Origin of the sequence: Sulfurimonas paralvinellae, from assembly GCF_014905135.1 — a bacterium.
Taxonomy (GTDB): Bacteria; Campylobacterota; Campylobacteria; order Campylobacterales; family Sulfurimonadaceae; genus Sulfurimonas; species Sulfurimonas paralvinellae.
Genome location: NZ_CP041406.1, coordinates 728,350 through 754,782 on the forward strand (window position 1 = coordinate 728,350; position 26,433 = coordinate 754,782).

23 protein-coding genes are annotated in these 26,433 nt (G+C 38.9%); 17 read left to right on the top strand and 6 right to left on the bottom strand.

Annotated features, from left to right (window positions below; all coding sequences use genetic code 11):
- Positions 1–3: 3 nt before the first annotated feature.
- Positions 4–1,155, bottom strand: coding sequence for a transglycosylase SLT domain-containing protein (locus tag FM071_RS03915; protein WP_193111708.1), 1,152 nt, complete (start codon positions 1,153–1,155; stop codon positions 4–6).
- A 2-nt stretch (positions 1,156–1,157) separates the two neighbouring features.
- The gene (locus FM071_RS03920) at positions 1,158–1,514 is read right to left on the bottom strand and encodes a histidine triad nucleotide-binding protein (protein ID WP_193111709.1); all 357 of its coding nucleotides are present in this window, start codon (positions 1,512–1,514) and stop codon (positions 1,158–1,160) included.
- A 113-nt stretch (positions 1,515–1,627) separates the two neighbouring features.
- Between FM071_RS03920 and pheS the strand changes: the two genes are divergently transcribed.
- From pheS to serA, 7 genes are all read left to right on the top strand, one after another.
- Positions 1,628–2,620 carry a phenylalanine--tRNA ligase subunit alpha gene (pheS, locus tag FM071_RS03925; RefSeq protein WP_193111710.1) on the top strand — a complete coding sequence of 331 codons (993 nt, stop codon included), beginning with the start codon at positions 1,628–1,630 and terminating at the stop codon, positions 2,618–2,620.
- Positions 2,617–4,953 carry a phenylalanine--tRNA ligase subunit beta gene (gene pheT / locus FM071_RS03930; RefSeq protein ID WP_193111711.1) on the top strand — a complete coding sequence of 779 codons (2,337 nt, stop codon included), beginning with the start codon at positions 2,617–2,619 and terminating at the stop codon, positions 4,951–4,953. Before pheS ends, pheT begins: the two co-directional genes overlap by 4 nt.
- Positions 4,953–6,236 carry a 3-phosphoshikimate 1-carboxyvinyltransferase gene (gene aroA, locus FM071_RS03935; protein WP_193111712.1) on the top strand — a complete coding sequence of 428 codons (1,284 nt, stop codon included), beginning with the start codon at positions 4,953–4,955 and terminating at the stop codon, positions 6,234–6,236. The genes pheT and aroA overlap by 1 nt, the downstream gene beginning before the upstream one ends.
- The gene (locus tag FM071_RS03940; protein WP_193111713.1) at positions 6,233–7,066 is read left to right on the top strand and encodes a 4-hydroxy-3-methylbut-2-enyl diphosphate reductase; all 834 of its coding nucleotides are present in this window, start codon (positions 6,233–6,235) and stop codon (positions 7,064–7,066) included. The genes aroA and FM071_RS03940 overlap by 4 nt, the downstream gene beginning before the upstream one ends.
- Before the next feature lie 97 nt (positions 7,067–7,163).
- Positions 7,164–8,822 carry a 30S ribosomal protein S1 gene (locus FM071_RS03945; protein ID WP_193111714.1) on the top strand — a complete coding sequence of 553 codons (1,659 nt, stop codon included), beginning with the start codon at positions 7,164–7,166 and terminating at the stop codon, positions 8,820–8,822.
- A 10-nt stretch (positions 8,823–8,832) separates the two neighbouring features.
- On the top strand, positions 8,833–9,315 hold the full coding sequence (locus tag FM071_RS03950; RefSeq protein WP_193111715.1) for a hypothetical protein: 483 nt from the start codon (positions 8,833–8,835) through the stop codon (positions 9,313–9,315).
- Positions 9,316–10,902 (top strand): phosphoglycerate dehydrogenase, encoded by a 1,587-nt coding sequence (gene serA, locus FM071_RS03955; RefSeq protein ID WP_193111716.1) that lies wholly within the window; start codon positions 9,316–9,318, stop codon positions 10,900–10,902.
- Positions 10,903–11,089: 187 nt separating this feature from the next.
- Here the strand turns inward: serA and FM071_RS10800 are convergent, their stop codons facing one another.
- The 4 genes from FM071_RS10800 to FM071_RS03975 are packed head-to-tail and all read right to left on the bottom strand — an operon-like array spanning position 11,090 to position 16,515.
- Positions 11,090–12,805 (bottom strand): efflux RND transporter permease subunit, encoded by a 1,716-nt coding sequence (locus FM071_RS10800; RefSeq protein ID WP_193111717.1) that lies wholly within the window; start codon positions 12,803–12,805, stop codon positions 11,090–11,092.
- A complete protein-coding gene (locus FM071_RS10805) occupies positions 12,805–14,391 on the bottom strand; it encodes an efflux RND transporter permease subunit (protein WP_193111718.1) in 1,587 nt (528 codons plus the stop codon). Before FM071_RS10805 ends, FM071_RS10800 begins: the two co-directional genes overlap by 1 nt.
- Before the next feature lie 9 nt (positions 14,392–14,400).
- Positions 14,401–15,147: an efflux RND transporter periplasmic adaptor subunit gene (locus FM071_RS03970; protein ID WP_193111719.1), complete on the bottom strand. Its 747-nt coding sequence runs from the start codon at positions 15,145–15,147 to the stop codon at positions 14,401–14,403.
- Entirely contained in the window at positions 15,148–16,515 is a 1,368-nt protein-coding gene (locus FM071_RS03975; protein WP_193111720.1) for a TolC family protein, read from the bottom strand.
- A gap of 115 nt (positions 16,516–16,630) precedes the next feature.
- On the opposite strand from FM071_RS03975, the gene FM071_RS03980 reads away from it, so the two are divergent.
- The 10 genes from FM071_RS03980 to FM071_RS04025 all read left to right on the top strand — a co-directional run bounded on the left by FM071_RS03980 (position 16,631) and on the right by FM071_RS04025 (position 26,415).
- Positions 16,631–18,601 (top strand): thioredoxin domain-containing protein, encoded by a 1,971-nt coding sequence (locus FM071_RS03980; RefSeq protein WP_193111721.1) that lies wholly within the window; start codon positions 16,631–16,633, stop codon positions 18,599–18,601.
- 65 nt (positions 18,602–18,666) lie between these two features.
- Positions 18,667–19,116 (top strand): DUF4395 domain-containing protein, encoded by a 450-nt coding sequence (locus FM071_RS03985; RefSeq protein WP_193111722.1) that lies wholly within the window; start codon positions 18,667–18,669, stop codon positions 19,114–19,116.
- Positions 19,117–19,134: 18 nt separating this feature from the next.
- Positions 19,135–20,436 carry an APC family permease gene (locus tag FM071_RS03990; RefSeq protein WP_193111723.1) on the top strand — a complete coding sequence of 434 codons (1,302 nt, stop codon included), beginning with the start codon at positions 19,135–19,137 and terminating at the stop codon, positions 20,434–20,436.
- 52 nt (positions 20,437–20,488) lie between these two features.
- Positions 20,489–21,742 (top strand): TolC family protein, encoded by a 1,254-nt coding sequence (locus FM071_RS03995; protein WP_193111724.1) that lies wholly within the window; start codon positions 20,489–20,491, stop codon positions 21,740–21,742.
- Positions 21,735–22,874 (top strand): efflux RND transporter periplasmic adaptor subunit, encoded by a 1,140-nt coding sequence (locus tag FM071_RS04000; RefSeq protein ID WP_193111725.1) that lies wholly within the window; start codon positions 21,735–21,737, stop codon positions 22,872–22,874. The genes FM071_RS03995 and FM071_RS04000 overlap by 8 nt, the downstream gene beginning before the upstream one ends.
- Entirely contained in the window at positions 22,874–24,019 is a 1,146-nt protein-coding gene (locus FM071_RS04005; RefSeq protein ID WP_193111726.1) for an ABC transporter permease, read from the top strand. The genes FM071_RS04000 and FM071_RS04005 overlap by 1 nt, the downstream gene beginning before the upstream one ends.
- Position 24,020: 1 nt before the next feature.
- Complete coding sequence (locus FM071_RS04010; RefSeq protein WP_193111727.1) at positions 24,021–24,734, top strand: ABC transporter ATP-binding protein; 714 nt, start codon at positions 24,021–24,023, stop codon at positions 24,732–24,734.
- A gap of 10 nt (positions 24,735–24,744) precedes the next feature.
- Entirely contained in the window at positions 24,745–25,893 is a 1,149-nt protein-coding gene (locus FM071_RS04015) for an MFS transporter (protein ID WP_193111728.1), read from the top strand.
- Between the two features lie 60 nt (positions 25,894–25,953).
- Positions 25,954–26,190, top strand: a complete 237-nt coding sequence (locus tag FM071_RS04020; RefSeq protein WP_193111729.1) for a hypothetical protein — start codon at positions 25,954–25,956, stop codon at positions 26,188–26,190.
- Between the two features lie 9 nt (positions 26,191–26,199).
- Positions 26,200–26,415 (top strand): hypothetical protein, encoded by a 216-nt coding sequence (locus FM071_RS04025; protein WP_193111730.1) that lies wholly within the window; start codon positions 26,200–26,202, stop codon positions 26,413–26,415.
- Positions 26,416–26,433: the final 18 nt, after the last annotated feature.

Genomic DNA, 26,433 nt, shown 5'->3' on the forward strand with positions numbered 1-26,433 from the left:
TCTCTAACTCTCCCTCTTATAAAGCTTTTTATAAATTTCCATTCTTCTTTTTACTTTTACCAAATATCTTTTTGACTCTTTATAACGTAGATCACTCAGTAGTTGATTGTAAACCTCTTTTGGTGTGAGGCGGTTGATCTGTTGAGCAGCCTTGTATCGATTATTTGTGCCGACAAATGCCCTGGCAACATTACCTGCACCTGTATTATAGGCTGCGATGGTGCAGTAGAGTCTGCTTTGAGGATTTTTGATATCTTTGAGATAGCTGTAGTAGAGAATATGCAGGTAGGCACTGCCCATTTTGATGTTGTTCTTTGCATTGTAAAGGTAAGAACTGCCGAGCAGTCTTTTTTGTTTATAGAGATAGTAATAGGCATCTATGCCGGCTGTTTTTGGAACGATCTGCATCAAACCGTAAGCTGGAATATAAGATCGCGCCATCGGATTGAAACTGCTTTCTGAGTGGATAATGGCAAAGATAAGAGAGAGTGGGATTTTTTGGCTTTGTGCTTCTCTTTTTACATCCTCGTAGTAGATGCGTGAGCGTTTGAGTGTTGCATCGTTTGGCAGTTGTATATTGAGCGTATAAATATTTTCTTCTCGTCCTTTTGTCTTACTTATTGTATTGTTGTGAAGTGTTTTTTTGACATACTTGAAAAGTTTTTCTTTTGTTGGTTTTTGATTGAAAATTACGGGAGCCAAAACAGGTGTGTTGTCTATGTTGTCACTGACAAGACCATTTTCTTGTTCAATTTTTTTCAGTCGTTGCTGCAGTTCATCGTCAGTATAAAAATCTTTTGCATTAAAAGTAACGGCTTTGGCAAGTGCAACTGCCAGTTTCTGCTCTGCATTTTTTTTATGATTTGCTATTGTCTGGATTTTAAGAGTGTTGTTCTTAAAGTCTATGAGTGTGCGGCTTTTTTTGTCTTTTGTGTAGGTGACAAAGACTTTTTGAGTGCTGAGAATCGGTTTTTTCCAATGTTTTTGCAACTCTTTTAGATAGTTATAAAAAGCTCTCTGTTGTGCTGATTTATATGTTTGAAATTTTGATTTTTCCTGTTGGAATTTTTTCTGTGTTTGCAGTTTGTATTGGGTAAAACTTGCAGCATGTGCAGCATAGGCTAAAAGCGTGCACAGTGCAATGTATTTAATCATTGTTAGATGAAATCTTTTGGATCGGCATCACTAAAATGATCCCATTTAAGTTTTGCTCCGCCGAGAACATGAAAATGCAGATGTTTTACTTCCTGTCCGCCGTTTTCACCGATATTTGTGATGACTCTGTATCCGTTTTTATCGAGTTTCGTCTCTTTTGCAAGTTGTTGAATAAAGCTTGTCATGCCTGCCATGGTTTCAGGAGAGACTTCATTGAAACTATCCACGTGGATCTTTGGGATGGCTAAAATATGAACAGGTGCTTTTGGATTGATATCATGAAAGGCCAAAAAATTCTCATCTTCTAAAACTATATTTGATGGTATCTCTTTGTTGACAATTTTACAGAATAGACACATAGCTATTTCCTTGTTTTTGGGTTATTGTAGCATATAAATAAGAAAATGAAGCTATATATAAATTACTTTTGCTATAATCTCTCTAAAATTTCAGAAATTATGGAGACTCTCAATTGAAAGAGTGGTACGATAAAATAAATAATGCAGAATCTGTTGCTTCGTTAGAAGAGATTCGTATTGCATTGTTTGGAAAAAAAGGCATTCTTGCCGCAGAATTTGCAAAGATGAAAGATGTTCCCAATGAACAAAAAGCACAGTTTGCAAAAGATCTGAATGCACATAAACAAAACCTAATGAATGAGTTCACTGCCAAAAAGATAGTGCTCGAAACTGAGGCTCTCAAAGAGGCTATGAAAGCAGAAGCCATTGATGTCTCTATGTTCTCTACATCAAGCTCAGCAGGTGCACTGCATCCTGTTATGGAGACGATGGACAGAATCGTAGAGTATTTCTCTTCTATGAATTTTGCAGTCAAAACTGGACAAATAGTCGAAGATGATTTTCATAACTTTGAAGCGTTGAATCTGCCGAAGTATCACCCTGCACGTGATATGCAGGATACTTTCTATTTTAAAGATGAGATGCTTCTGCGTACACACACTTCACCTGTGCAGATACGTACGATGCTCGAGAGTAAACCGCCGATCCGTATGATCGCTCCGGGTGCAGTTTTTCGCCGTGATTACGACCTCACACACACACCTATGTTCCATCAGATAGAAGGGCTTTTGGTTGATGAAGAAGGTAAGGTCTCTTTTGCAAACCTCAAATTCATCTTAGAAGACTTTTTAAAGTATATGTTTGGTGATGTAGATGTGCGTTTCCGCCCCTCTTTCTTCCCATTTACAGAACCTTCTGCGGAAGTTGATATCTCTTGTGTATTTTGTAAAGGAGAAGGATGCCGCGTCTGTTCACATACCGGATGGCTTGAAGTATTAGGGTGCGGTATCGTTGATCCTAATGTCTTTGAGGCTGTGAAATATGAAAATGTAAGCGGATACGCTTTTGGACTTGGCGTCGAGCGTTTTGCAATGCTGATCCATCACATAGGAGACCTTCGCTCACTTTTCGAAGGAGATATAAAGTTACTGGAGCAATTTCAATGATAGTTACAAGATCTTGGTTACAAGAGTGGATAGACCTTGAAGGTATCTCAACTGAGGACGTTGCCAAAACATTTAATGCTATCGGTCTTGAAGTTGACAGAGTGCATGAGTATAGAATTCCTCCAAAGATAGTTTTTGGAAAAGTTCTGGAGTGTGAGAAACATCCTGATGCTGATAAGCTCAATATCTGTAAAGTTGATATAGGCTCTGCAACACGCCAGATTGTCTGTGGCGCTGCAAATGTACGTGCAGGACTGTTTGTAGCTGTTGCTACAATCGGGGCTGTTATGCCTGACGGTATGGCGATAAAACCGGTAAAACTTCGTGGTATTGACTCTGAGGGGATGATCTGTTCATCAAGTGAACTTGGACTTCCGGATACCGGAAAAGGAATCATGGAACTTGACAGCAGTATAGGCAGTTTTAAACTCGGTGAAGAGTTGTCTGCAAATCCAGTGTTCAATGATGACCTGATTGAGATCGAGCTGACTGCAAATCGCGGAGACTGTTTAAGTATCCGTGGTGTTGCACGAGATCTCTCAGCTGCTTTTGACAGACCGATAAAAGAGTATGCAGTTACAGACAATGATGAAAAACGCGGTATTGGGCGTATACTTTCTCTTGTTCATGAGAAAGATCTGGATGTGAACTTACGTTACAAGGCACTTGACCTCAAAGATCTTTCACTGCCGTTTATCGTAAAACTCAGACTGGCACAGATCGATGAAAGCAGAGTATGTGATGTAGAGTCTATAATGCTTTATGTCACACATGCGACAGGAGTGATTTTACGAGCTTATAAACATGATTTCTTTACAAAAGAAGGAGAGAAGTTAGGAAAAGTAATGCTTGATGAAGATGAACATGGTTTTGCTTGTATTGAAAATCAAGACAAAGAGATAGCTTCCATTGTAGGCATCATCCAAAATGATGAGTCAAAAATGAAAGAACCGACAGGTACGGTTGTTCTTGAAGCCTCTTATATTCCGCCGGATATTATTTCGAAAAAAATGGCTGAAGTCAAGATAGAAGCAGGACCGATGTTCTATAAAACTTCACGTGGAAGTGAACCGGAACTAGAAGGCGGACTCTCTTACTGTATCGATCTTATTGAGAAGTTTTCCAATTCGACGACATTCAGCGGAAGCATAGAACTCTCAAAAAACTTCAAAGAGAAGATAGTTATCATTTCAAAACAGGAGATCGATGCGATTATCGGTGCAGAGATTGACAAAGTCGTCATTACAAAGATCTTGAAAAATCTTGGTTTTGATACTTCAAAATCATCAACAGATAAATTTGTCATCACTGTCCCGCAATTCCGTCATGACATTGTAAACAAGCAGGATATTGTTGAAGAAATCGTGAGAATGGTGGGTATTGACAATATCCCATCCAAGCCGTTCTTACTCAAAGAGGCAAATAGACTTGAAGATAACTATTTTGCATATAAAAAACGTTCAGTATATAGACATAAATGTGCGCAAAGTGGTTTTTATGAGTCTATTCACTTCGTTTTTGATGAGAAAAAAGTGCTTCAATCATATGGGTTTGAGACGACAAAAGAGGAGCTTGAACTTTTAAATCCAATCGTTCAAACGCTTGATACGCTGCGTCCTACTCTTTTGACAGGGCTTTTAAAAGCGGCATCACAAAATGTCAAGAATGGCTATGCATCGGTGAGACTTTTTGAAATAGGTTCTGTCTTTACACCATTGCGTGAGGAGTCTTTAAAAATGGGATTGCTTTTTAGCGGTGAAAAAGAGAAAGAATCCCTTGCAAACAGCGGAAAACCTGCAAAAGTCGATTTTGGATATTTTGTGCAGAAGATCGCTGATATCATCGGTGATGTAGAGTTGCGTGAGTATGAGACTACGCATACACTTTCTCATATCTATCAATCTGCGGCCGTCGTGCAAAACGGTGAAGTGATTGGTGAACTCTTCAGAGTCCATCCTGAAGTTGAAAAAGCGTATGATCTTGATGTAACTTACCTTTGTGAACTTGATTTTGAAAAACTTTCGTATGAGCTTAAAATTGCAGAGAAAAAGTCAAAATATCAAGCTTCGTTCAGAGACCTCTCACTCGTTATGCCAAAAGATATGTCTTATGAGAAGGTAAAATCCGTCATTAATGCTAATGCGACAGAAGAGTTGATTCGTTTTTACCCTGTTGATAGATATACAGACGAAGTACTTGGAGATAATATGAGTCTCTCTATTAGATTTGTACTACAGTCCGATGAAAAAACACTTGAAGAAGAGGATATTACATCAGCGATGGATAAGATTCTTGAAGCACTCAACAGAGAACTTGGCATAGGACTGAGATAATGCAAAAAGTACGTGTATCGCCTGCAAAAGATTTTTCGCTTGCTATCTCTGAAATAGCACCGGACAAGTCGATTTCACACCGCTCTGTTATGTTTGCGATGCTGGCGGATGGAGAGAGTGTTATTGAAAACTTTTTACGTGCAGAAGATACGCTTAACTCTTTGGAGATCGTTAAAAATCTCGGTGCAAAAGTTGAAGATGACGGGAAAGTCATTACTATATCTTCCGATGGCATTAAAGAGCCGTTTGAAATTCTTGACTGTGGTAATTCGGGAACGGGAATGCGACTCTTTTGCGGGCTTTTAAGTTCAGCTGAGGGACATTTTGTACTGACAGGCGACAAATATCTTCGCCGTCGTCCCATGAAGCGTGTTACACAGCCGCTTATAAGCATAGGTGCAAAGATAGATGGTCGGGAAAATGGTGATTTAGCACCGATCTCTATTCGCGGAGCTTCTTTGAAAGCTTTTGATTATAAGAGTAAGATCGCTTCTGCACAGGTAAAATCATGTATGATATTAGCGGCACTCAGAGCAGATGGCAAGTGTACATACACGGAGCCGGAACTCTCACGCGACCATACAGAACGAATGCTTAAAGGCATGGGTGCGGATGTGAGCGTAGATGGACTTAAAACTACTATCAAACCGATGCAAAATCTTCTTTTGCCTTTAAAAATACGTGTACCTGCCGATCCGTCATCGGCTTTTTTCTTTGCAGTGGCAGCTGCCATTACTCCCGGAAGTGAAATAGTTTTAGAAGGTGTTACACTCAATCCTACACGTATTGAAGCATTTAAAATGCTTGAACATATGGGTGCGGACATAGCGTATGAACTAACTGACAATAAATATGAACCCATCGGAAATATCCGAGTAAAATATGCACCGCTTCATGGTATAACAGTTGAGCATAATATTTCGTGGCTTATTGATGAACTACCGGCACTTTCCATTGCTATGGCGTGTGCAAAGGGTGAGAGTCTGGTCAAAAATGCCGAGGAGCTTCGCGTCAAAGAGTCTGACAGAATTGCAACTGTTGTTGAGGGACTGCGTGCGTGCGGCATTGAAGTGCATGAGTATAAAGACGGTTATAAAATCGTTGGCGGCGAGTTGAAAAGCGCTGTAGTTGACAGTGACGGTGACCATAGAATTGCGATGAGCTTTATCATCGCAGGACTAAAATGCGGTATGGAAGTAACGGATCTTGAGTGTATAAATACCTCTTTTCCGAACTTTTTTGAACTGCTGCAAAAGATTACCGCTGTGGAGTTTGTTTCATGAAGATAGAACTGGCTGAAAATTACGGTTTTTGTTTTGGTGTAAAACGTGCGATCAAGATAGCTGAAGAAAATACCAATGCTGCGACATACGGTCCATTGATCCACAACTCAAAAGAGATTGCCAGACTTGATAAAGACTTCAAAGTCGGTCTTGTTGAGGATTTTCAGACATTTCAACCGGGTGACAAAGCGATTGTCCGAACACACGGTATTGTCAAAGATGAACTCCAAGCACTCAAAGAGAGCGGTGTGGATGTTGTTGATGCAACTTGTCCGTTTGTGACAAAACCGCAGGAAATCGCTCAGGAGATGAGTGAAAAAGGTTATAGTGTCGTTATCTTTGGTGATGAAAAGCATCCGGAGATAAAGGGAGTGAAATCCTATGCAACACATGGGGCATTGGTTGTAACTGAGCCAAAAGATCTTGAAGATGTGAAACTCCATGAGAGAGTCGCTCTCATTGCGCAGACAACAAGAAAAGTGGAAGATTATATGGAGATAGCGAACTATCTCATTCCTCGTCATAAAGAGGTGCGTGTGTTCAATACTATCTGCAATGCTACATTTGAAAATCAAGATGCCGTTCGCAAACTTTCAAAACGTGCCGATGTGATGATAATCATCGGCGGAAAAAATTCCTCAAACACAAAGCAGCTCTTTAATATTGCTCATGAAAACTGCTCTGATTCTTACCATATAGAAGATGAAAAAGAGTTGGATTTTTCATGGTTTGATAATAAGGAACTCTGCGGTATATCAGCAGGCGCATCAACTCCGGACTGGATCATTCAAAATGTCGTCGATGCAATTCAGGCAGGTGTCAATTCGTAAAAGAGTTGACACAAACCTCCATTTCTTCAAAGTTTAATACCAATATAATCATAATTTAGGTATAATCACGCAATTTTTATGTAACAGAGGATAGGTAATGGCGTTCGATAACGAATCATTTGAAGAAGAAGAAAATTTTGCAGAAATGTTTGCTGCAAGTGAAAAACAACAAGAAACAAGTCGCATCGTAGAAGGTGAGATCGTAGAAGTACAGGCTGATGACAACAGAGCATTGGTCGGTGTAGGTGACAAACTCGAAGGTATCATCAATTTAGATGAGATTCGTGATGAAAATGGTGAACTGAAGTTCGGTACTGGTGATAAAATCAAAGTAATGATTATGGGATACTACAATGAGCGTCCTAAAATCTCTTACAAAAAAGTTTTAGAGCAGGAAAAAACTATTGAGTTCATCGATGCACACAAAGATGATTTTGAAGATCTTGTCATTGAAGGTGTAATCACGAAGAAAAACCGTGGTGGCTATGTAGTAGAAGCTGATGCAGTCTCTTTCTTTATGCCGCGTTCACTTGCTGCTTTTAAAGATAGTGATGATGTAGTAGGTCGTAAGATCAAAGCACAGGTTGTTAAAATTGATCCGGCTGAAAACTCAATCATCGTTTCTCGTCGTAAACTTTTCAATGAAGAGCGTAAAAAGAAAAAAGAGATCATCGATCAACTGATGGCAGAAGATGTTGTTGTTGAAGGTGTTATCAAAAAGATCACTTCTTATGGAATGTTCGTAGATGTTGGTGGTGTTGACGGTCTTGTTCACTATAATGAGATCTCTTATAAAGGGCCGGTTAATCCGTCAAAACTTTACAAAGAGGGTGAGACAGTAACTGTTAAAGCTATCTCTTATGACAAAGACAAAAGACACCTTTCTCTTTCTATCAAAGCGGTTCAACCGGATCCTTGGGCTGAAGTAGAGTCTGAACTTGATGAAGGTGATACTATCACTGTAACTGTTTCAAACATTGAAAACTATGGTGTTTTCGTTGATCTTGGAAATGACATTGAAGGTTTCTTACATATTTCAGAGATCACTTGGAACAAAAATGTTAAAAATCCTGGAGATTATTTAGAAGTAGGTCAAGAGATCGATGTTGAAGTTATCGAGATCAACCCGAAAACACACAAACTTCGTGTTTCACTCAAAAGACTGCTTCCAAAACCTTTTGATGAGTTCTTGAAAAAATACAATGAAGGTGACATTGTAACTGGTACAGTTACATCACTTACTGATTTTGGTGCATTTGTTCGCATTGATGGTGTTGAAGGTCTTTTACATAACCAAGATATCTCATGGGATAAAAACACAAAAGCAAGAGACGTTTTAAAATCTGGTGATGAAGTAGAAGTTAAAATTGCTAAGATCAATGAAGAAGATCAAAAAATCTCTCTTAACAGAAAAACTCTTTTAGAGTCTCCTGTTGATCAATTTGCAAAAACACACAAAGTAAACTCAATCGTTACAGGTACTATCCGTGATATTAAAGATTTCGGTGTATTTGTATCTCTTGAAGATGGTGTTGATGCGCTTATCCGTGATGAAGATTTAGCACCGCTTAACAAAGAAGAGTTAGAGCCTGGTCAAGAGATCGAAGCAGCAGTAGCAAACATCGATACTCGTCGTGACCGTATCCGTCTTTCTGTTAAAAAATTAGATTACATTAAAAATCAGGCAATGCTTGAAGAGATTAACGACAACGAGTCACACTCTTTAGGTGATTTGCTTAAAGATAAGTTGAAATAAGAACTTTTCTATGCAGAAGATTATGAAATGGTTCGCTCCGCTCTTAGCAGTCGGAGTGGCTGTTTTCATAGCATTTTTTCTGATCTCTATTAACTCTCCTGAAATTGTCCAAGAGAGTGAGCCGCTTACGTTAAAAAGCGAGAATGTCGCACCAAAACAAAACGAAAAGATATGGCTCAACCATTTGTCACAAACACGGCAAAAAGGGTATTTTTATCCTGTCAATGAAGTGTATGTCCAAGTCAATCTGAATGAAAAAATAACTAAAACTATAACCTATAAATTATCGGCATTTTTAAAAGACCCTTATCAGCTTTTCTGTTTGAAAGAAGAACTGAAAAACTATGGTCTTAAATATTTTTTAAAAAAAGATAAACAGGGTATAGATTTACTTATTTATTCACAAAATGTTGATAAATTACAATCTTTGGTTCAGGTACTGAAGAATTATAAAATTTCGGCTCAAATCAAGCCATATAAAGAGGAATATTAAATGCAGAAATATACAGTAGTAGTATGTGACCATATTCATGAAGCGGGTCTAAAAATGCTTCAAGATGACGAAGCTATCAATTTTGTTATGGCAGCTGACGTTGATAAAAAAGAGCTTGTTGAGAAGATTATTCCAACTGCGGATGTTGCCATTACAAGAAGTTCGACTGATGTTGACTCATTCTTTTTGGAACACGCAGATAATATGAAAGCGATCGTTCGTGCCGGTGTCGGTGTTGACAATGTTGATATCCCGGGATGTTCTAAAAAAGGTATCATTGTTATGAACGTACCGACTGCAAATACTATTGCAGCAGTTGAACTGACTATGACACATATGCTTAGCTGTATGAGAATGTTTCCATACTCTCATGACCATTTGAAAAATCAAAGAATCTGGAAACGTGAAAAATGGTACGGTTATGAGCTTAAAGGCAAGAAGCTCGGTGTTATCGGTTTTGGTAACATCGGTAGTCGTGTCGCTAAACGTGCAAAAGCTTTTGAGATGGACATTGTCGCTTACGATCCATACATTGATCCTGCAAAAGTAACTGACTTAGATATGACATACACGAAAAACTTCGATGATATCTTAGCTTGTGATGTGATCACTATCCATACACCGAAAAATAAAGAGACTATCGGTATTATTGGTGAAGAAGAGATCGCTAAAATGAAAGACGGTGTTGTTCTTGTAAACTGTGCGAGGGGTGACCTTTACAATGAAGATGCGCTTTATAACGGTTTGAAAAGCGGTAAGATCCGTTTTGCAGGTATTGATGTATTTGGTAAAGAGCCGGCGATTAACAATAAACTGCTTGACCTTGACAATATAGTTGTCTCTCCACACTTAGGTGCAAATACTTACGAGTCTCAGTACAACATCGGTACGCAGGCAGCAGGGAATGCTATTGAAGCTGCTAAGGGTATTTCATATCCAAATGCACTTAACTTGCCTATTGATGAGAGCAAAATACCTGAATTTGTTAAGCCGTTCTTAGAGATGGGACAAAAGATCGGATTTATGGCTTCACAGATCAACAAGTCTAAAATCGTTTCAATCAGAGTAAAAGGTCAGGGTGAAATAGGAAACTATGTCGATTCTCTTGCTACTTTTGTAACTGTTGGAGCAATGAGCCACTCTTCTGAGACTATTAACTATGTAAATGCTGATTTCGTAGCAAAAGAGAAAGGGGTGGACGTTGAGCCTGTCAATCTTGGAGACTCTGCTGTTTATAAGAACCTTATCACTGTAAAACTTACAACAAATGAGGGAACAACAACTATCTCTGCTACGATTTTTGATGATGGTGTACAGCGTATCGTCTCTATTGACGGTTTTGACAATGAAGTGGCGATTAAAGGTGATATGATCCTCTTTAAAAATTCTGATGTTCCTGGTGTTATCGGGAGTGTAGGAACTATTCTTTCTAATAATAGTGTAAATATTTCAGACTTTTCATTAGCGCGTAATGAGAACAAAGAAGCACTCGCTGTTATCTTGGTTGACAATGTAGTAAGTGATAAAACACTTGAAGAACTCGCTTCACTTGAAGCATGTAAAAGTGTAAGTTACGCACGTCTGTAACTTCTCATCTTTTAAACAAGACTCTGTTTTTAAAAAATAGAGTCTTTCTTTATCCCTCTTTTTCTAAACTTACTCACTAAATTATTTATATACACTCTTATAATACTATAGCTATATATTATTTTTAAATGAAGATATAAAAGAAGTATACCCATCAGAGAGATGATGGGCATATAAAAGAGAGTTATTAAACCGGATCTTCTACAGAAACGGCTTTTTTCTCATGAAAGTGAAAATGTTTTTCCAAATCTACTGTATACAGAAGTACAGGAACAACGATAAGTGAAGCGATGACCGCTGCTACTGTACCAAATATAAGTGCGACACCAAGACCGCCAAAGACAGGATCGGCCGCAAGAAGTGTTGAAGCCAAAATAATAGCAACAGCAGTTAAGAAGATAGGTTTTGCACGTGTTGCTGATGCATAGGCAATAGCTTCTGCTTTATGCATCCCTTTTTCATCCATCAATGATTTCGTAAAATCAATAAGCAGCAGAGAGTTCCGTGAACTAATTCCTATAAGGGCGATAAAACCGATCAGCGATGTTGCTGTGAGGAAGAAAGTATCCGGTGTAAAGAGATCCATGATCCAGTGCCCGACAATGACGCCGATGATAGAGAGAAATGAACCAAGCAGGATGATACCGCTGAGTGTATAACTTTTATAGTAGATAACCATTAACAAGAAGATAAGGATAAGGGCAGCAATGAAAGCGCCTCCCAAGTCTCTAAAAGTATCCATGGTAACTTTCATCTCACCATCCCAGATAAGATCATAGATTTCACCTGTCTTTTTATCTGTAAGTCGTAGATTGAAAAGACCTGTTTTTTCAACATTGTAATCATCTGTAAATGTATCTATGATCGTTTTTCTTGCATCAAGAAGAGGATAGACTTGAGAGACCATATCTGTCTCTGCAAGTACATTTGTCATCTGATGGAGATCTTTGGACATAATTAACGGGTTTGATTTTTTTGGAGTGACTTTTACAAGTTCCGTAACTGGTACCATCATGCCCATTTTATTCATCAGTTTCAAAGAAGCAAGTTTAGCCTTTACAGATGCAAGATCTTTTTTTGTAAATCTTTTTGAATCCTGTGAAAGTGAAAGAAAAATAGGAATCTGGTCATTGTATTTGTCTGAGTTTTTAACGGCAATATTCATCCCTTCAAAAGCAAGATAGAGGATGTCGTTGAGTTGTTTGACACTTAAACCTGATCTTGCGATCTTGGTGCTGTCTACAGTGACTTCAAAAGTGTCATAGATATCATCTTCCATTGTATCTATATCTACAAGTCCTTTGGTATGTTTGAAAACATCTTCAACGCGATTTGCCACTTTTCTAATGCCTTTGGCGTGTTTTCCATATACTTCCATAACGATTGCTGAAAGTGTCGGTGGTCCTGCCGGTGGTTCGACAAAAGAGATATCTGTACCAGGGTAAAGCTTCTCACACGATCCTTGAATAACAGGACGCATGCGTTGTACCATCATGTATGAAGGTTCTTCTCTCTCATGCTTTTTTGTAATATTGACAACGATCTCTGCAACATTTTCAGCATTTTTAAACTGGCTTCCTTTGATGAGACCTGCAAAATCAAGTGGAGAACCCATTCCCAAAAATACTTCGGTATCGAGTGCCTCTTTTTCTTTTACAACATAAGAGCTCACGCAGTCCGTTACTCTTTTTGTCTCCTCTATAGAGCTTCCTGTAGGCAGATTGACATAGATATTGAATGTATCATTGTTCTTTCCCGGAAGCATTTTTACTTTAACGATCTCTGTAGGTGCAATCATCAATACAGAAAGGATAAAAGCGGCTAGTGTTCCCAAGAGAATAAATCGTCTTTGAGCAGCGCTTTGAATACCTGCGAATACAAGCTTTTCAAATTTTTTAAACATTAATGTTCTCCTTTGCTGTGGTCAGGGCGTTTTAGAATTCTAACGGCCAGATACGGTGTAAAGATGTAGGCAACAAACAGTGACGCAATAAGTGCGACAGGTACATTGGCAGGAATGGGTTTCATAAACTGTCCCATCATGCCGCCGACAAATGCCATAGGTACCATAGTCATAATGATGGCAAGTGTCGCAATATTTGTCGGTGCGCCAATTTCATCGGTAGCTTTTATCATGATCTCATCATCACTTTCATGTGCAGACTCGATTGAGTGGTAGTGTCTGTGGATATTTTCTATAACGATAATAGCCGCATCGACGAGAAGTCCCAGTGAGAGTAAGAATGCAAAAAGAGTGATACGGTTAATTGTCTGTCCTGTCAAATAGGCAATAAAAAGTGTAATGGCAAGAATGGCAGGAACCGTAAAGGTTACTATGAGCGATTCTCTCCATCCAAGTACGAAGATAAGAAGTATAGCGATAATAATGATAGATAAAATCAGGTGAAATACAAGCTCGTTAACGGCTTCATTGGCACGTTCACCGTCATTTCTTGTGATGACATAACTAATACCGTTTTTAGAGAGATCTTCTTTATACTTTTCTAACTCTTTCTTTACTTCTTCGGCGATAATAACCGCATTTGTTCCCTGGAGTTTTGAAACAGTAAGTGTTACCTGGTCTTTAAACGGAGAAAATTTCCCGTCCTCTTTTACACTGACAAGTGCCGATTTAAAGTTTTGAATATCATAAGAGTTTTCGACTTTTGCAACCTGGTGCAGATAGATAGGAGAACCCATGTACTGAGCTACAATGATATTACCGACATCTTTTGCATCTTCGATGGCATTTTTTACACCTACCATAACGATTTTATTGTCTTTTGTTCTGTTTTTCACTGCAGGGACATTATATGCCAGAGATTGAACAGCCTGCATTATTTGACCCATAGAGAGGTTATAACCGGAGAGCTTGTTGATGTCCACTTCGACATTGAACTGGTGTTTATGCCCGCCTTTTATCTCTGTGACGGCGACATTGTTCAATCCGTTGATATGGTGTTGAATGCTCTTGACCTTGTCATAAAGTTCCGTTTTACTCATACGTGGATTGTTGGAATAGAATGCAACGGAGACAATAGGAATGTCAACGTCAATATCGAGCGGTTTGATGATCGGATTCATCGCACCTTTTGGAAACATATCGGAGTTTTGCATGATCTTGTCATAGACCTTGAGGTTGGAATCCTCTTTCTTCTCACCGATATAAAATGCTACATTGACAATACCGACATTGTCCATTGCCATGCCGTAGATATGCTCAACACCTTTTACCTCTTTGAGTTTTCTCTCGAGTGGTTTTACAATAATCTTTTCAACCTCTTTTGCACTCGAACCAGGGAGTGCAACGATAACGGTTGATCCTGAGACTACCATTTGCGGGTTCTCCTCACGCGGCATAACCATAAGAGCTATATAGCCGATAACAAGTAAAAAGATACCGAGAACTGATGTCAAAGGATTACGTAAAAATCCTTTGGCAAGTTTTCCTGCTGCATCTTTTGGTTCATAGGGTTTATGATGATTCATAGCAGTTCCTTAGTTGATAGTGATGGTAGCATACATACCAGGATAGATTGATTTACTATGTGTTTTAAAAGAGACCTTTATCTTAAATGTATGTGTCATCGGGTTTGAGTTTGGAATGATCGCCGTGATTTTTCCTATCTCTTTAATGCCAAGTGACGGAATCTCTACAATGACTTTTTTGCCATGATGAATACGCGGCATATTGCTTTCTGCAATTTCAGCAGATATTTTAAGATTGCTCAGATCTGAGAGTATGATAGCAGGCATACCAGGCATTGCCATCTCGCCGACTTTAATATTTTTAGCGACGACGACACCGTCATTCGGCGCTTTGATATTGAGGTATTTGTATTGGTTCTCTACTTCTTGAAGTCTCGCTTTTGCAATACTTATCATATCCTGCAGGTTCTTTGCCGCAAGTTCTAGATTTTCAACTTCATATTTTGATACCATATCTTTTTCAAGAAGTCTTTTGTATCTCTCAAGATTAAGTTTTACATTTGTATATTGATTTTCATACATTTGGAGTGAAAGTTCCGCTTGGCGTTTTGCCGAGTCGATCTCACGCGAATCGATCGTATATAAGATTTGTCCGCGTTTTACTTTTTCACCTTCGCTGACATTTACATTTGTTACAAAGCCCATAAAACGGCTTGTGATCATTTTTTGGTTATCTGAGATAACACTTCCTGAAAGTGTCAGTGCCTCCGCCATCAGTGAAGCACCAAGTGCCAGTATCAGTAGTAGTTTCTTCATTTAGTATTTCTCCCCGTTTGCTAGTTTTTCAAATTCAAATATTTTTTCTATACGTTTGTTCTTTGCAATTTGCAGTTGCAAGATCTTTTGGATCTGTGCTGATTGTTTGATGATAACATCGCTCATAGAGACAAGTTTCTCTTTGTATCTGCCTTCATAATTGTCATAGATGGCATTGGCAAGATCGAGTTCACGTTTAAGTGAGGCTATCTCTGCATCAGTACTTTCTATTTGCGTGCGTATTTTAGCAACTTTTAGCGCGATTCCTTCTTTAGCGAGTTCAAGTTGTGACTGCATTTTCATTTTTTCTATTTTTGATTTTTCAATTTTAGCGCTGTCGATACCGCCGTTAAAGAGGTTCCACGAGAGTCTCGCTCCGACTGTATAGGCTTTGTGGTCATTTGCATCACCCAAGAATGTATCGTCTGCCGTAGCTACTTCACCAAAAGCACCAACTGTCGGATAGTATCCTGCTTCACTTGCATCGAGCATGCTTTTGCGGATAGCTAAGCCCTCGTTTGCTTTTTTGATGTCAATATTTCTTGAAAGTACTTCTTTGTCAGAAAATTTTGGCATCGGTACTTCTGATTTTGGCGGTATGATCGCATCGACTTTTTGGTTTAAAAGAAAGCTGATGTAGTGATAGAGCAGTTTTTTGTTTGCATACATCTGAATAAGAAGTCTTTCGACATTTCCTTTTTTCGCTTTAACTTCCAAAAGATCGACTTTTTTTGCATAACCGACATCTATCATAGTTTTTGTTGTGTTTTCAAGTATATTAATATTATGTAAAATTTTATTGAGATTTTTAATGGATGAATCAAGCAGAGCCATATCGTAGTAGCTTTTTTTAAGCTCATACATCTTTTCAGTAGCTATTTTTTCTTTATCGAGTGACTTTATCTTTGTCATCTCATCCATGATGTTTTCATAACTGCTGATAGCAAAACCGGTAAAAAGCGGCACTTCGTACTTGAGTTTGCTTTGGAAGAAATTTCTGTATCCTGGATAATTTAAATCATTTGGTTGAACTTTAAGGACATCTGTTGTTCCTGGAGGTGGTGAAAGAAAGTCAGCAAATCCAAAGTCTCCAAATGTAGCCTCACGCGAGGTTAGTTTAAATCCAAAAACATTTCCGGCATCATTGGAACGTGCCATATCCTGCTCGAAGGTTAGTTTACCCCAATTCATCCCCGAAACTGTATCTTTTTTTGCCTTTGCGCTCTGCACATCATATGTAGCTGCTTTGATCTCAAGGTTTTGAGATTGTAAAAGCTCCAATGCTTGCGAGAGAGTAAGGGCATTAGTCGTTGTGTCATTTGCAGAGAGTACAAGTGCAAATGAAAGCATACTAATGAGTTTTTTCATAATGTAATTTTCCTTTGAGTTGTCATCATAATTTTAAGTAGAGATTATAACATATATTTTATTTTCCTATATCACAATTGCATCACATTTAATCATTTTAGAGTATAATCGGGTTATGAAGATACTATTTGTAATGCTTTTTCTCGTTGTTTCTTTGTTACAGGCGAAGGTCTTTACAAATGCTCTTGCAAAAGAGACATCACCTTATCTGCTGCAGCATGCAGACAATCCTGTTGTATGGATGCCATTAGGAAAAGAAGCTTTTCTTAAAGCAAACAAAGAGAATAAACCTCTCTATATTTCCATAGGTTACTCGACCTGTCACTGGTGCCATGTCATGGAAGAAGAGTCATTTACAAACATTCAAATAGCAGCTTTGTTAAATAAATACTTCATCTGTATCAAAGTGGATCGTGAAGAGCTGCCGCAGACCGATGCCCTCTATCAAAATATATATAAGAAATATTCTGGACATGCAGGCGGCTGGCCTTTAAATGTTTTTATGACACCTCAAAAAGATGTTTTTTATATTACGACCTATATCCCTCCAAAACAGAGACCTTATGCGGAAGGCTTTGATACTCTGTTGCCAAAACTGCATCGACTCTATCTGAACAAAAAACATTTACAAAAAGCCGTTGAAAATATTGCTCACGCAACACAAAAAAGAGAGAAAAGTATAATGAAAAAAGATATCACACTCAATGCTTTTGTAAACTCTTTTAAAAAAATGTATGATAGTGATTATCCCGGATTTGGACATTCAAAACAATTTCCGCAAGCTTCCAAAATTGCTTTGACGCTTGATCTGGCAGAACTCACGCAGGATGCTAAACTCAAAGAAGCCTATCTTACCCTGCTTGACACAATGGCAATGCGAGGGCTTTATGATCATATAGAAGGCGGTTTCTTTCGTTACAGTGTCGATGTCGAATGGGAAATTCCCCATTTTGAAAAGATGCTCTATACACAGGCAGAACTCCTGCCTCTTTATGTAAGAGGTTATGAGATCTCACATAAACCACTCTATAAAGATATTGTCACAGAGAGTATAGCAATGCTTGATAAAAGATTTGTTTGGAACAATCTTTACTTCAGTGCGAGTGATGCGGACAGTGATGCAGAAGAGGGTGGTTACTACACCTTCTCACGCAGTGAAATAGATAAAGCACTTAAATACAATGTTCACGAAGATGATATCAAAGAGGCACTTGGATTTCGTCTCGAGGGGAATATGCATGTCAAAATTCATCTCGGTTTTGACAATGATGAACGTCCAAAAGGTTTTAGAGAGTTTCAAACTATGCTGCGTGAGGTACGAAAGAGTAAAAAATTTCCTTTCATAGATAAGAAGATCAATACTGCGTGGAATGCGATGATGATAGAAGCGCTCTACAAAGCGGACTATATAGATGTTAAGTACGCAAAAAAAGCGAACAGACATCTTCAAGCACTGCAAAATCTGATGCTGCGTGAGCAAGAGCTTTACCATCAGAGTGTGCCGGATCATATACCAAGTCAAAAAGGACTTTTAGAAGATTACGCTTTTTTTATTGGTGCTTTGATCGCTTCTTATGAGAGCAGTTATGATGAAGATAAGCTGATGCTTGCTGAGTATCTGCTTTGGCAGGCTAAAGAGAAATTTTATAAAAATGGTGTCTGGTACTTGAGTGAGCAAAGAAATGTGAAGGCTGATCTGAATGACAAATACTACACTTCCTCACTCTCTAAAATAATTCAAGACATTCTAAAACTCTCTGGCATTAAAGAGTCATTGCGTTATGAAAAACTAGCTTATGCAAGTATGAATAATCTACATTTAGAACTACAGGAAAGGTTGGCTGATGCCCCTGCACTTGCAAGAGCATATTTGATGCAAAAAGAGGGTGTGGTCTCTTTAAAGAGCAAAAAAGAGAATTTGCTGAAAAACTATAAAAAAATTCAAGAGATTCTTTATCCCTATATCGTGACCGTACCTAAAGATTATGACAGCTATCTGGCTTGCACACTACGACAGTGTTTTAGCCAAGAGAAAGAGTTGAAATTAATTATTGAGAAAATCAACAGATATAAGAAAAAAATATAGCTGAGTTTTAAGTTTATATCACTAAAATTTGATTTCTATTTTTATATTTGAAGGTAATTCATTTTATGGCGAACTCCTGTCCTCTTAACTTTGTAAAGGTCGATTCAAACATTGCACGATTCAGCTCACTATTTGTTGCGTTGCTGGTCATTGTCTATCTCATTACAAACAATGTTTGGATTCTCTATTTTTTAGCATTTGATTTTATAATGAAACTTTTTTTAAACCCGGGAATCTCGCCAATAATGATGCTGGCAACTTTTTTAAAGGGTCTGTTTAAAATAAAAGACAAATTTACTGATGGCGGTGCAAAAAAATTGGCAGGAATGTTTGGACTGACATTTGTCATACTACTGATAATCGCGCACTATCTTGATATCTGGGTACTTTCTCTTGGGATTGCCATTGTGTTTTTAATCTGTTCACTGCTCGATGTCTTCTTAAACTTTTGCATTGGTTGTAAAATTTACTATATAATTCGAAAAATATATCCAAATTTTATGAATAATTTATAGAATTTTTTTAGGAATACAATGCGAAGCATAGGACTTTTAGGCGCGATATCTATAGGTATCGGCGGTATGGTAGGCGGTGGAATCTTTGCCGTTTTGGGTGAAGCGGTCTCTTTGGCTCACGGTGCAACGGCAGTGGCCTTTGGAATTGCAGGACTAGTGGCTATTTTAACGGCATATTCTTATGCAAAACTCTCTGTTACTTACCAAAGCGAAGGAGGAACAGTCACATTTATAGATAAAGCTTTTGGAGATAACATCCTCTCAGGAAGTGTCAATCTGATGCTGTGGCTGAGTTATCTTGTAACTATTTCACTCTATGCTACAGCTTTTGCATCGTATGGAGAGACCTTTTTTACACAAAAAAGTAATTTGCTCCATCATGGACTCATAACATTTGCCATTCTTCTGCCTGCTGTTATCAATCTTGTCTCTGCCTCTTTTGTTGGAAAGAGCGAGACGGTTATTGTCGTTATAAAGGTCTCACTGCTTATCTTAGTCATTGTTGCCGGTGCTTCTTACGTCGATACTGCGAGAATGTCGCCGGAACATTGGGGAACACCGCTTTCTATTGTAACAGCGGGAATGATCATTTTTGTAGCTTATGAAGGTTTTGAACTTATAGCTAACTCTGCTGAAGATATTAAAGAACCGTTAAAAAATCTGCCTCGGGCTTTTTATGCTTCTGTCGGTATCGTTATAGTGCTTTATATTCTCATTGCTATTATTACGGTGGGAAGTGTCAGTGAAGATGTTTTGATGAAAGCAAAAGATTATGCCCTTGCTGCTGCAGCGCAGCCTTCACTTGGTCATACAGGCTTTGTGCTTGTCTCATTTGCCGCACTGCTTTCTACTTTTTCTGCTATCAATGCAACCATCTACGGCAATGCCAGACTTGGCTATATCGTTGCAAAAGATGGAAAGCTCCCTCGGTCACTGATGGATGAAGACAAAAAAAGCGGTGTGCCTTTTCGAGGGGTGCTCTATACGACACTGCTGAGTCTTATTCTTGCAAATAGTATTGACCTTACGGAGATAGCCATCATTGGGAGTGCAGGGTTTTTACTCATCTTTACACTTGTAAATCTCAGTGCATATACCCTGCGTGAGGAGATAGGAGCAAATAAATTCGTTGTCGTGATATCTTCTATATTGGCATTTTTGGCGCTTTGTACCTTGATGCTGCATACATACAACTCCAATCCGAGAGCTGTCGTTATTTTTATGTCTTTCATCATTATCTCCGTCTTGTTTGAACTTATTTACGGACGTTATGTCCGTGGGCAGATATTTAACAGAAAATATAAAAAAGCAAAAAATTAACATTATCCTAACATAGAAGTTGTATACTTGTAAAAAAGTTAGGAAATTATGTATGAAAAAATTTTTACTGCTTTTGTTTTTTTGTACTTCTGTTGTCAATGCAGAAGTTTTGACGCTGCAGGAGAGCATTGACAAAGTCCTGCAAAATTATCCGGATGTCAAGACGTTTGAGCTAAAGATAAAACAGTCCGAATCCTCTTACAGATCGGCATTTGCAGATTATCTGCCTCAAGTTGAAGTTCAGGGAGAATACGATGCGACAGGGACCTATGTATTGCCGCAAAACGGCTCTTTTCATACTGTAGATGATTCAGGATGGAATGCCGGTGTCAATCTTAAACAAAAGATATGGGATTTTTCAAAGACATCTTCAAAGGTAAATGCTTCCAAAGTTGACAAAGATATCTCACAACTCTCTCTCAAGGAGTTGAAGGCCCTTTTAGTCTATAAGGTGAAAAGTCTTTATGAACTCATGGTAGTACAGAGTGAGGCTATTGAAGTTCGTAAAAAAGATCTTGAATCCAAAGAAGCGTATTATGAACAGGCAAGAGCACTTGTAAAACAGGGGCTCAAAACCGAAGCGGATGCAAACCGTTTTCTCTCTGCCGTCTATCTTGCTAAAGATAATCTCGCCATTGCACAAACAAGTTATGAAAAAGCAAAGGCAACACTTTCTCTCTATATGGATGAAAAAATCCCGCAAAATATCACTTTAGAGAGAGAATTTTTAAAGCGGGAATTTCATTCGCCTGCCAATTTGCAAAAAGATATACTGCAGAGTAACTATTCACTGCAGATAGATGAACAGAACATCAAAAAAAATATACTCCTGCATAAATCTGCACAGGCTTCGCATTACGGTTCCATAGATGCTATTGCTTCATACAACCATATTGACACCTTGAATGTGTATGATACAAAACTTGCGGGTGTGACGCTGAGTATTCCTCTCTACAGCGGTGGAAGAGTTTCCGCTGAAGCACAAAAAGCACAAATATCGGCACAGATAGCAGCGGAACAAAAACGTTCGCGTGAGCTTGCACTCAAGGAGGAGTTGAACAATCTTCTCTTTGATATTGAGCGTTATAACAATACTGTCGCTGCACGAAAAGCACAGTTGACGTCTGCACAGAGTACAAAGAATGTTCTCGATGCACGTTATAAAGAGGGTCTTGCAACATACATAGAGGTTTTAGATGCGACATCACAGGTGCTCAATGCTCGTTTGTCCCTGTTGGAAACTTACTACTCAAGAGCACTGAGTATGGATAGAATTGATTATCTTCAAGGAAAAATAGATGAATAGATATATAAAATATGTGGTGATGGTTATTGTTGTTGTCTTTGTAGCTGCACTTTTTTACAATAAGGTCTACATTCCAAAAAGTACTTATGCCAAAGTTACGGCACAAAAAGGAAATATTGATATATCGGTCTTTGGCATCGGTAATGTCAGCGCAAGAGATATCTACACTGTCAATTCACAGGTACCGGCAAAGATAAAGGAGATAAAAACCGATGCCGGAGAATGGGTAAAAAAAGGTGATTTGTTGGTAGTGCTTGATGCTGTTGATCTGCCGCAGCTTTTAGAAGAGGTAAAAATATCGGTACAAAAAGCCACGTTGAACTTAGAAGCTGCAAACAAAGAGCTGCAAACGCTTTTGGCGCAAAAAAAGCTGGCACTCATCACCTATAAGCGCTATGAAAAACTCAAAGAGCAGTCCTTTGCATCACAATCGGAGTATGACAAGGCAAAGGCAGACCTTGATGTACTCAGCGCACAGATAGGTGCAAATCTTGCACAGATAGCGTCCGCAAAAGCAGAAATAAAGCGTGCAAAAAAGAGTGTAGAAGCGCTGCGTGAGAAGCTCAAACAGTACAAAATATATGCACCGATCGACGGCTATGTCATCCAAAGAACAGCAGATAGTGCCCAAAGTGTTTTGACATCGCAGCCGATCTTAAAGATAGTAGATCCAAAAACTGTATGGATTCAGGCTTATATAGATGAGCGAATTAGCGGTAGTATAAAAGTCGATCAACATGCAACTATAACACTGCGATCTAAAGCAGATGAAAAACTTCATGGTTATGTCAAGAGAATAGTTCCACAGAGTGACAGTGTGACACAGGAGCGTGAGGTAGACATCGCCTTTGAAAAACTGCCTATCCCTTTTTATATCAACGAACAGGCAGAGGTATCCATCGTTACAAAGCAGTTAAAAGATGTTTTGACAATTCCGGTAGATGCCATAGTACACAGCGATGGTAAAAGTGCTGTATGGCTGAATAAAAAAGGACATGCCTCTTTATATAAGATCAATGTTCTTGGTATTGATGACACTGTGGCAGCTGTAAAAGAGCTGCCTCAAAATGCAGTAATACTTATACCTTCGACAGGTAAAAAAACATTGCGTGAAGGAATGAGAGTTCACTGATGATAAATCTGGCACAAAAAGAGATCTCCCATACTTTTGGTAAGTTCATAGTGACTGCTATGGGCGTGGGTATGCTGCTTGGCATAGTTATGATAATGATGGGAGTATATCGCGGGATGATCATTGATGCACAGGTTCTGCTCAATGATCTCGATGTTGATCTGTGGGTAGTACAGGAAAACACCCTCGGACCCTTTGCTGAGGCTTCGAGAGTGCATGAAGACCTAAAAGATACGATTCGAGTGATAGAAGGTGTGGACAAATCCGAAGGCATTACTTTTCAAAATCTGCAACTCCCATCAAAAGAGGGAGCTGTACGTGTATTTGCCGTTGGTTTTAATCCTTTTGGTGCTATTAATCCCATCAATGCAGATCGTCTTGTCGCAGGACGGGGACTGCAGCATTCGCACTATGAAATGGTCGTAACAGATAAGACAGGATTTAAGCTGCATGAGAAGATAAATCTGGGACGGGATCTCTACACTGTTGTCGGTATCACACATGGTACGGTCTCTTCAGGTGGTGATCCGCTTGTCTACATCTCTTTAAAGGATGCACAGGAGTTACAGTTTCTTTACTCAAATGCGCGCATACGAAATGACAGAGCACGCGGCATAAACGGTCTTAATTCGCATATGGTCAATGCCGTTGTCGCAACTGTAAAAAATGGGTATGACGTTGATAGTGTTGCTGAGAGTATCCGAAGATTTAAGCATAAATCAGTGTATACCGGCAGTGAAGAGAGAAAAATTTTGACACAAAATCTCATTAAGATGGCATCCAAACAGATAGGGATGTTTACGGTTATTTTAGTGGTCGTTTCAACGATAATCATCGCTCTTATCATCTACACGATGACGCTTGAAAAGATGAAAGAGATAGCCATTATGAAACTCATCGGTATTCCAAACGCTATGATAATAAAAATGATCGTTCAGGAGACTGTTTTGATGGGGGTTTTGGCTTTTATAGCAGGAAATATCTTTGCACATCTTATCTATAGTAAATTTCCAAAACGGGTTGTACTCGAGACACCGGATGCATTTGGGCTTTTTGTTGTTGTTATTATCGCTTCGATCCTTGCTTCATTTGTTGGAGTAAAGAAAGTGATAAGCGCAGACCCTTCAGAAGCGATAGGAGGATAGTATGAACAAACAGGCGATAAAAGTAGAGAACCTTGTTAAAAACTTTGGAAAAGGAGAGAGCCTTGTTGAGGTAATTAACGGGGCTTCTTTTGAGGTAAATAAAGGTGAACTCGTAGCACTTGTCGCACCAAGTGGGGCGGGAAAGACAACGCTGCTGATGATGATAGGCTGCGTGGAAGAGCCGACAAGTGGGAGAATATGGCTTGGGGATGAGAAAGTCTATGAAAACAGATGGCTGACAAAAGAGACGCGAAAGATACGACGTGAGAAGATAGGTTTTATCTTTCAGGCACACTATCTCATTCCATTTTTAAATATCATTGAAAATGTAACACTTGTACCGCAGACCAATGGCATCTCGAAGGAAGAGAGTGAAAAAACAGCGATGGAGCTGCTGGAGTATTTTGAAATTAGCGATAAAGCTCACGCAATGCCTTCAGAACTCTCAGGAGGGCAGAACCAGCGTGCAGCGATCGCACGGGCATTGGCTAACAAACCGCAGATAATCTTAGCAGATGAACCGACAGCGGCACTTGACATAAAACGTTCTGTAGATGTTGTCAAAATGCTCAAAAAGATTGCAACAGATCAGGATGTAGCCGTCATCATGGTCACGCATGATGAAGCGATGCTGCCGCTTTGTGATAGAATACTCAAGATAGAAGATAAAAAAGTGGTATCGAGTGAGGTACCGCGGGATACAAAAATATTGTAAAGGTATCTGAGTGAAAAATATCAACACAAATATCATAGCACTTGGATGGGTAAGCTTTTTTACCGATATGGCATCGTCCATGGTCACAACTCTGCTGCCTATCTTTGTTGTCTATGTTTTACATGAGGGTGTTGACAAACTGGGTGTCATTATCGCCATTGCAACTTTCGTATCTTACTCTCTGCGTATTGTCTTTGGTTATTTGAGTGACAAATATCAAATCGTTAAGCCGTTTGTAGTCGGGGGATATCTCATTTCTGCCATAACGAAGCCGCTTTTGATGTTCACGCACTCTTACGCTTCTGTAGCACTTTTACGTTCTGTTGAGAGGATGGGAAAGGCCGTGCGTTCGGCGTCCAAAGATTCGCTTATCAGCACATACAGCGAAAAATCAAAAGCCGGTAAGAGTTTCGGCTTTCATAAAATGATGGATGTCTCAGGTGAGATGAGCGGTGCATTGATTGTCGTGGCTGTTTTTTATTTCACTGCACGAAATGAGACTTTTATCCGTGATATCTTTGGCTGGACGCTGATTCCAGGGCTTATAGGTGTTTTGATTGCACTGTTCTTTGTACAAGACGCTCCTAAAGTAACAAAAAAAAGTGTCGTAGTGGCTCAAAAAGAAGATTATAAACTTTTGTGGATTTTAGGGAGTTATTTTCTCTTTGTATTTTTTTTGATGAGTGATCAGTATTTTATACTGCAGGCAAAAGAGAGTGGCATGACACTCTTTGAAATTCCGTTACTGGTTATTGTCTCAACGCTCACGCAGGCTCTTTTAAGCTATTACAGCGGTACACTGATAGATAGAATCGGCTCAAAAGTGATGCTTTTTATCGCCTATCTTTTTGGTATTGGATCCATTATATCACTGGGTTACGGTAATGTCTGGGCAGCTTTTGTTCTTCTGGGTGCATTTACCGTCATTTCACTCAATGCTATGCGTGCCTATATTTCAAAGAATGCACTCTCACAAGGGTTTATCTATGGAATATTCTATGGAGGTGTTGCTATTTTCAGTGCCTTGGGAGCTTTGAGCATAGGGGAGATATGGCACCAGTTCAGTTTTCATAATGCAGTGCTCTTTAGCATAACAGGGTGCAGCTTTGTGGCTTTGGTGCTTTTTGTGAGTTTTTGGTTTAAATCTCCTACTGCTTAAGTGATTATTTATAATAAAAGAGTACAATTTAAATCTTTTAACAACTAAAGGAAATCAACTATGGGTATAGTACAAAAAATCACTGAATGGCTGCTTGAAAAAGAAGAAGAAGCGGCAAAATCCTGTGCTGTTCCTATGCAGGAGATTGAGTTTCAAATAGCCAAAGCAGAAGCTGAAAAAGAAAAACTTCAAAAACGTTATGATGAAGCGATGAGTGAACTCAATCATGTATTGGAAAGATTGGAAAAAATCAAAAATATTGAAACACTTCGCTGTCAGAGTGAAGCAAAAAAATAAGGAGAAACTATGAGTAGCGATGCAGTTATTAAAGAATTGGCTGTCAGAAAAGCCGAAATAGAAAAAGAACTCGAACTGCTTTTTAAAGCAAATATGAAAATTACTGACTGGGATGTTCCAGAAGGTGATGACAGCGAAGCTGCAGATATTATTTTAAAGATCATGGACAAAAAGATCCAGGAACTACGTGCCGATGTTAAAGCCGGTAAATACGAAAACTATTAAAACAAAGGAAAAGAAGCA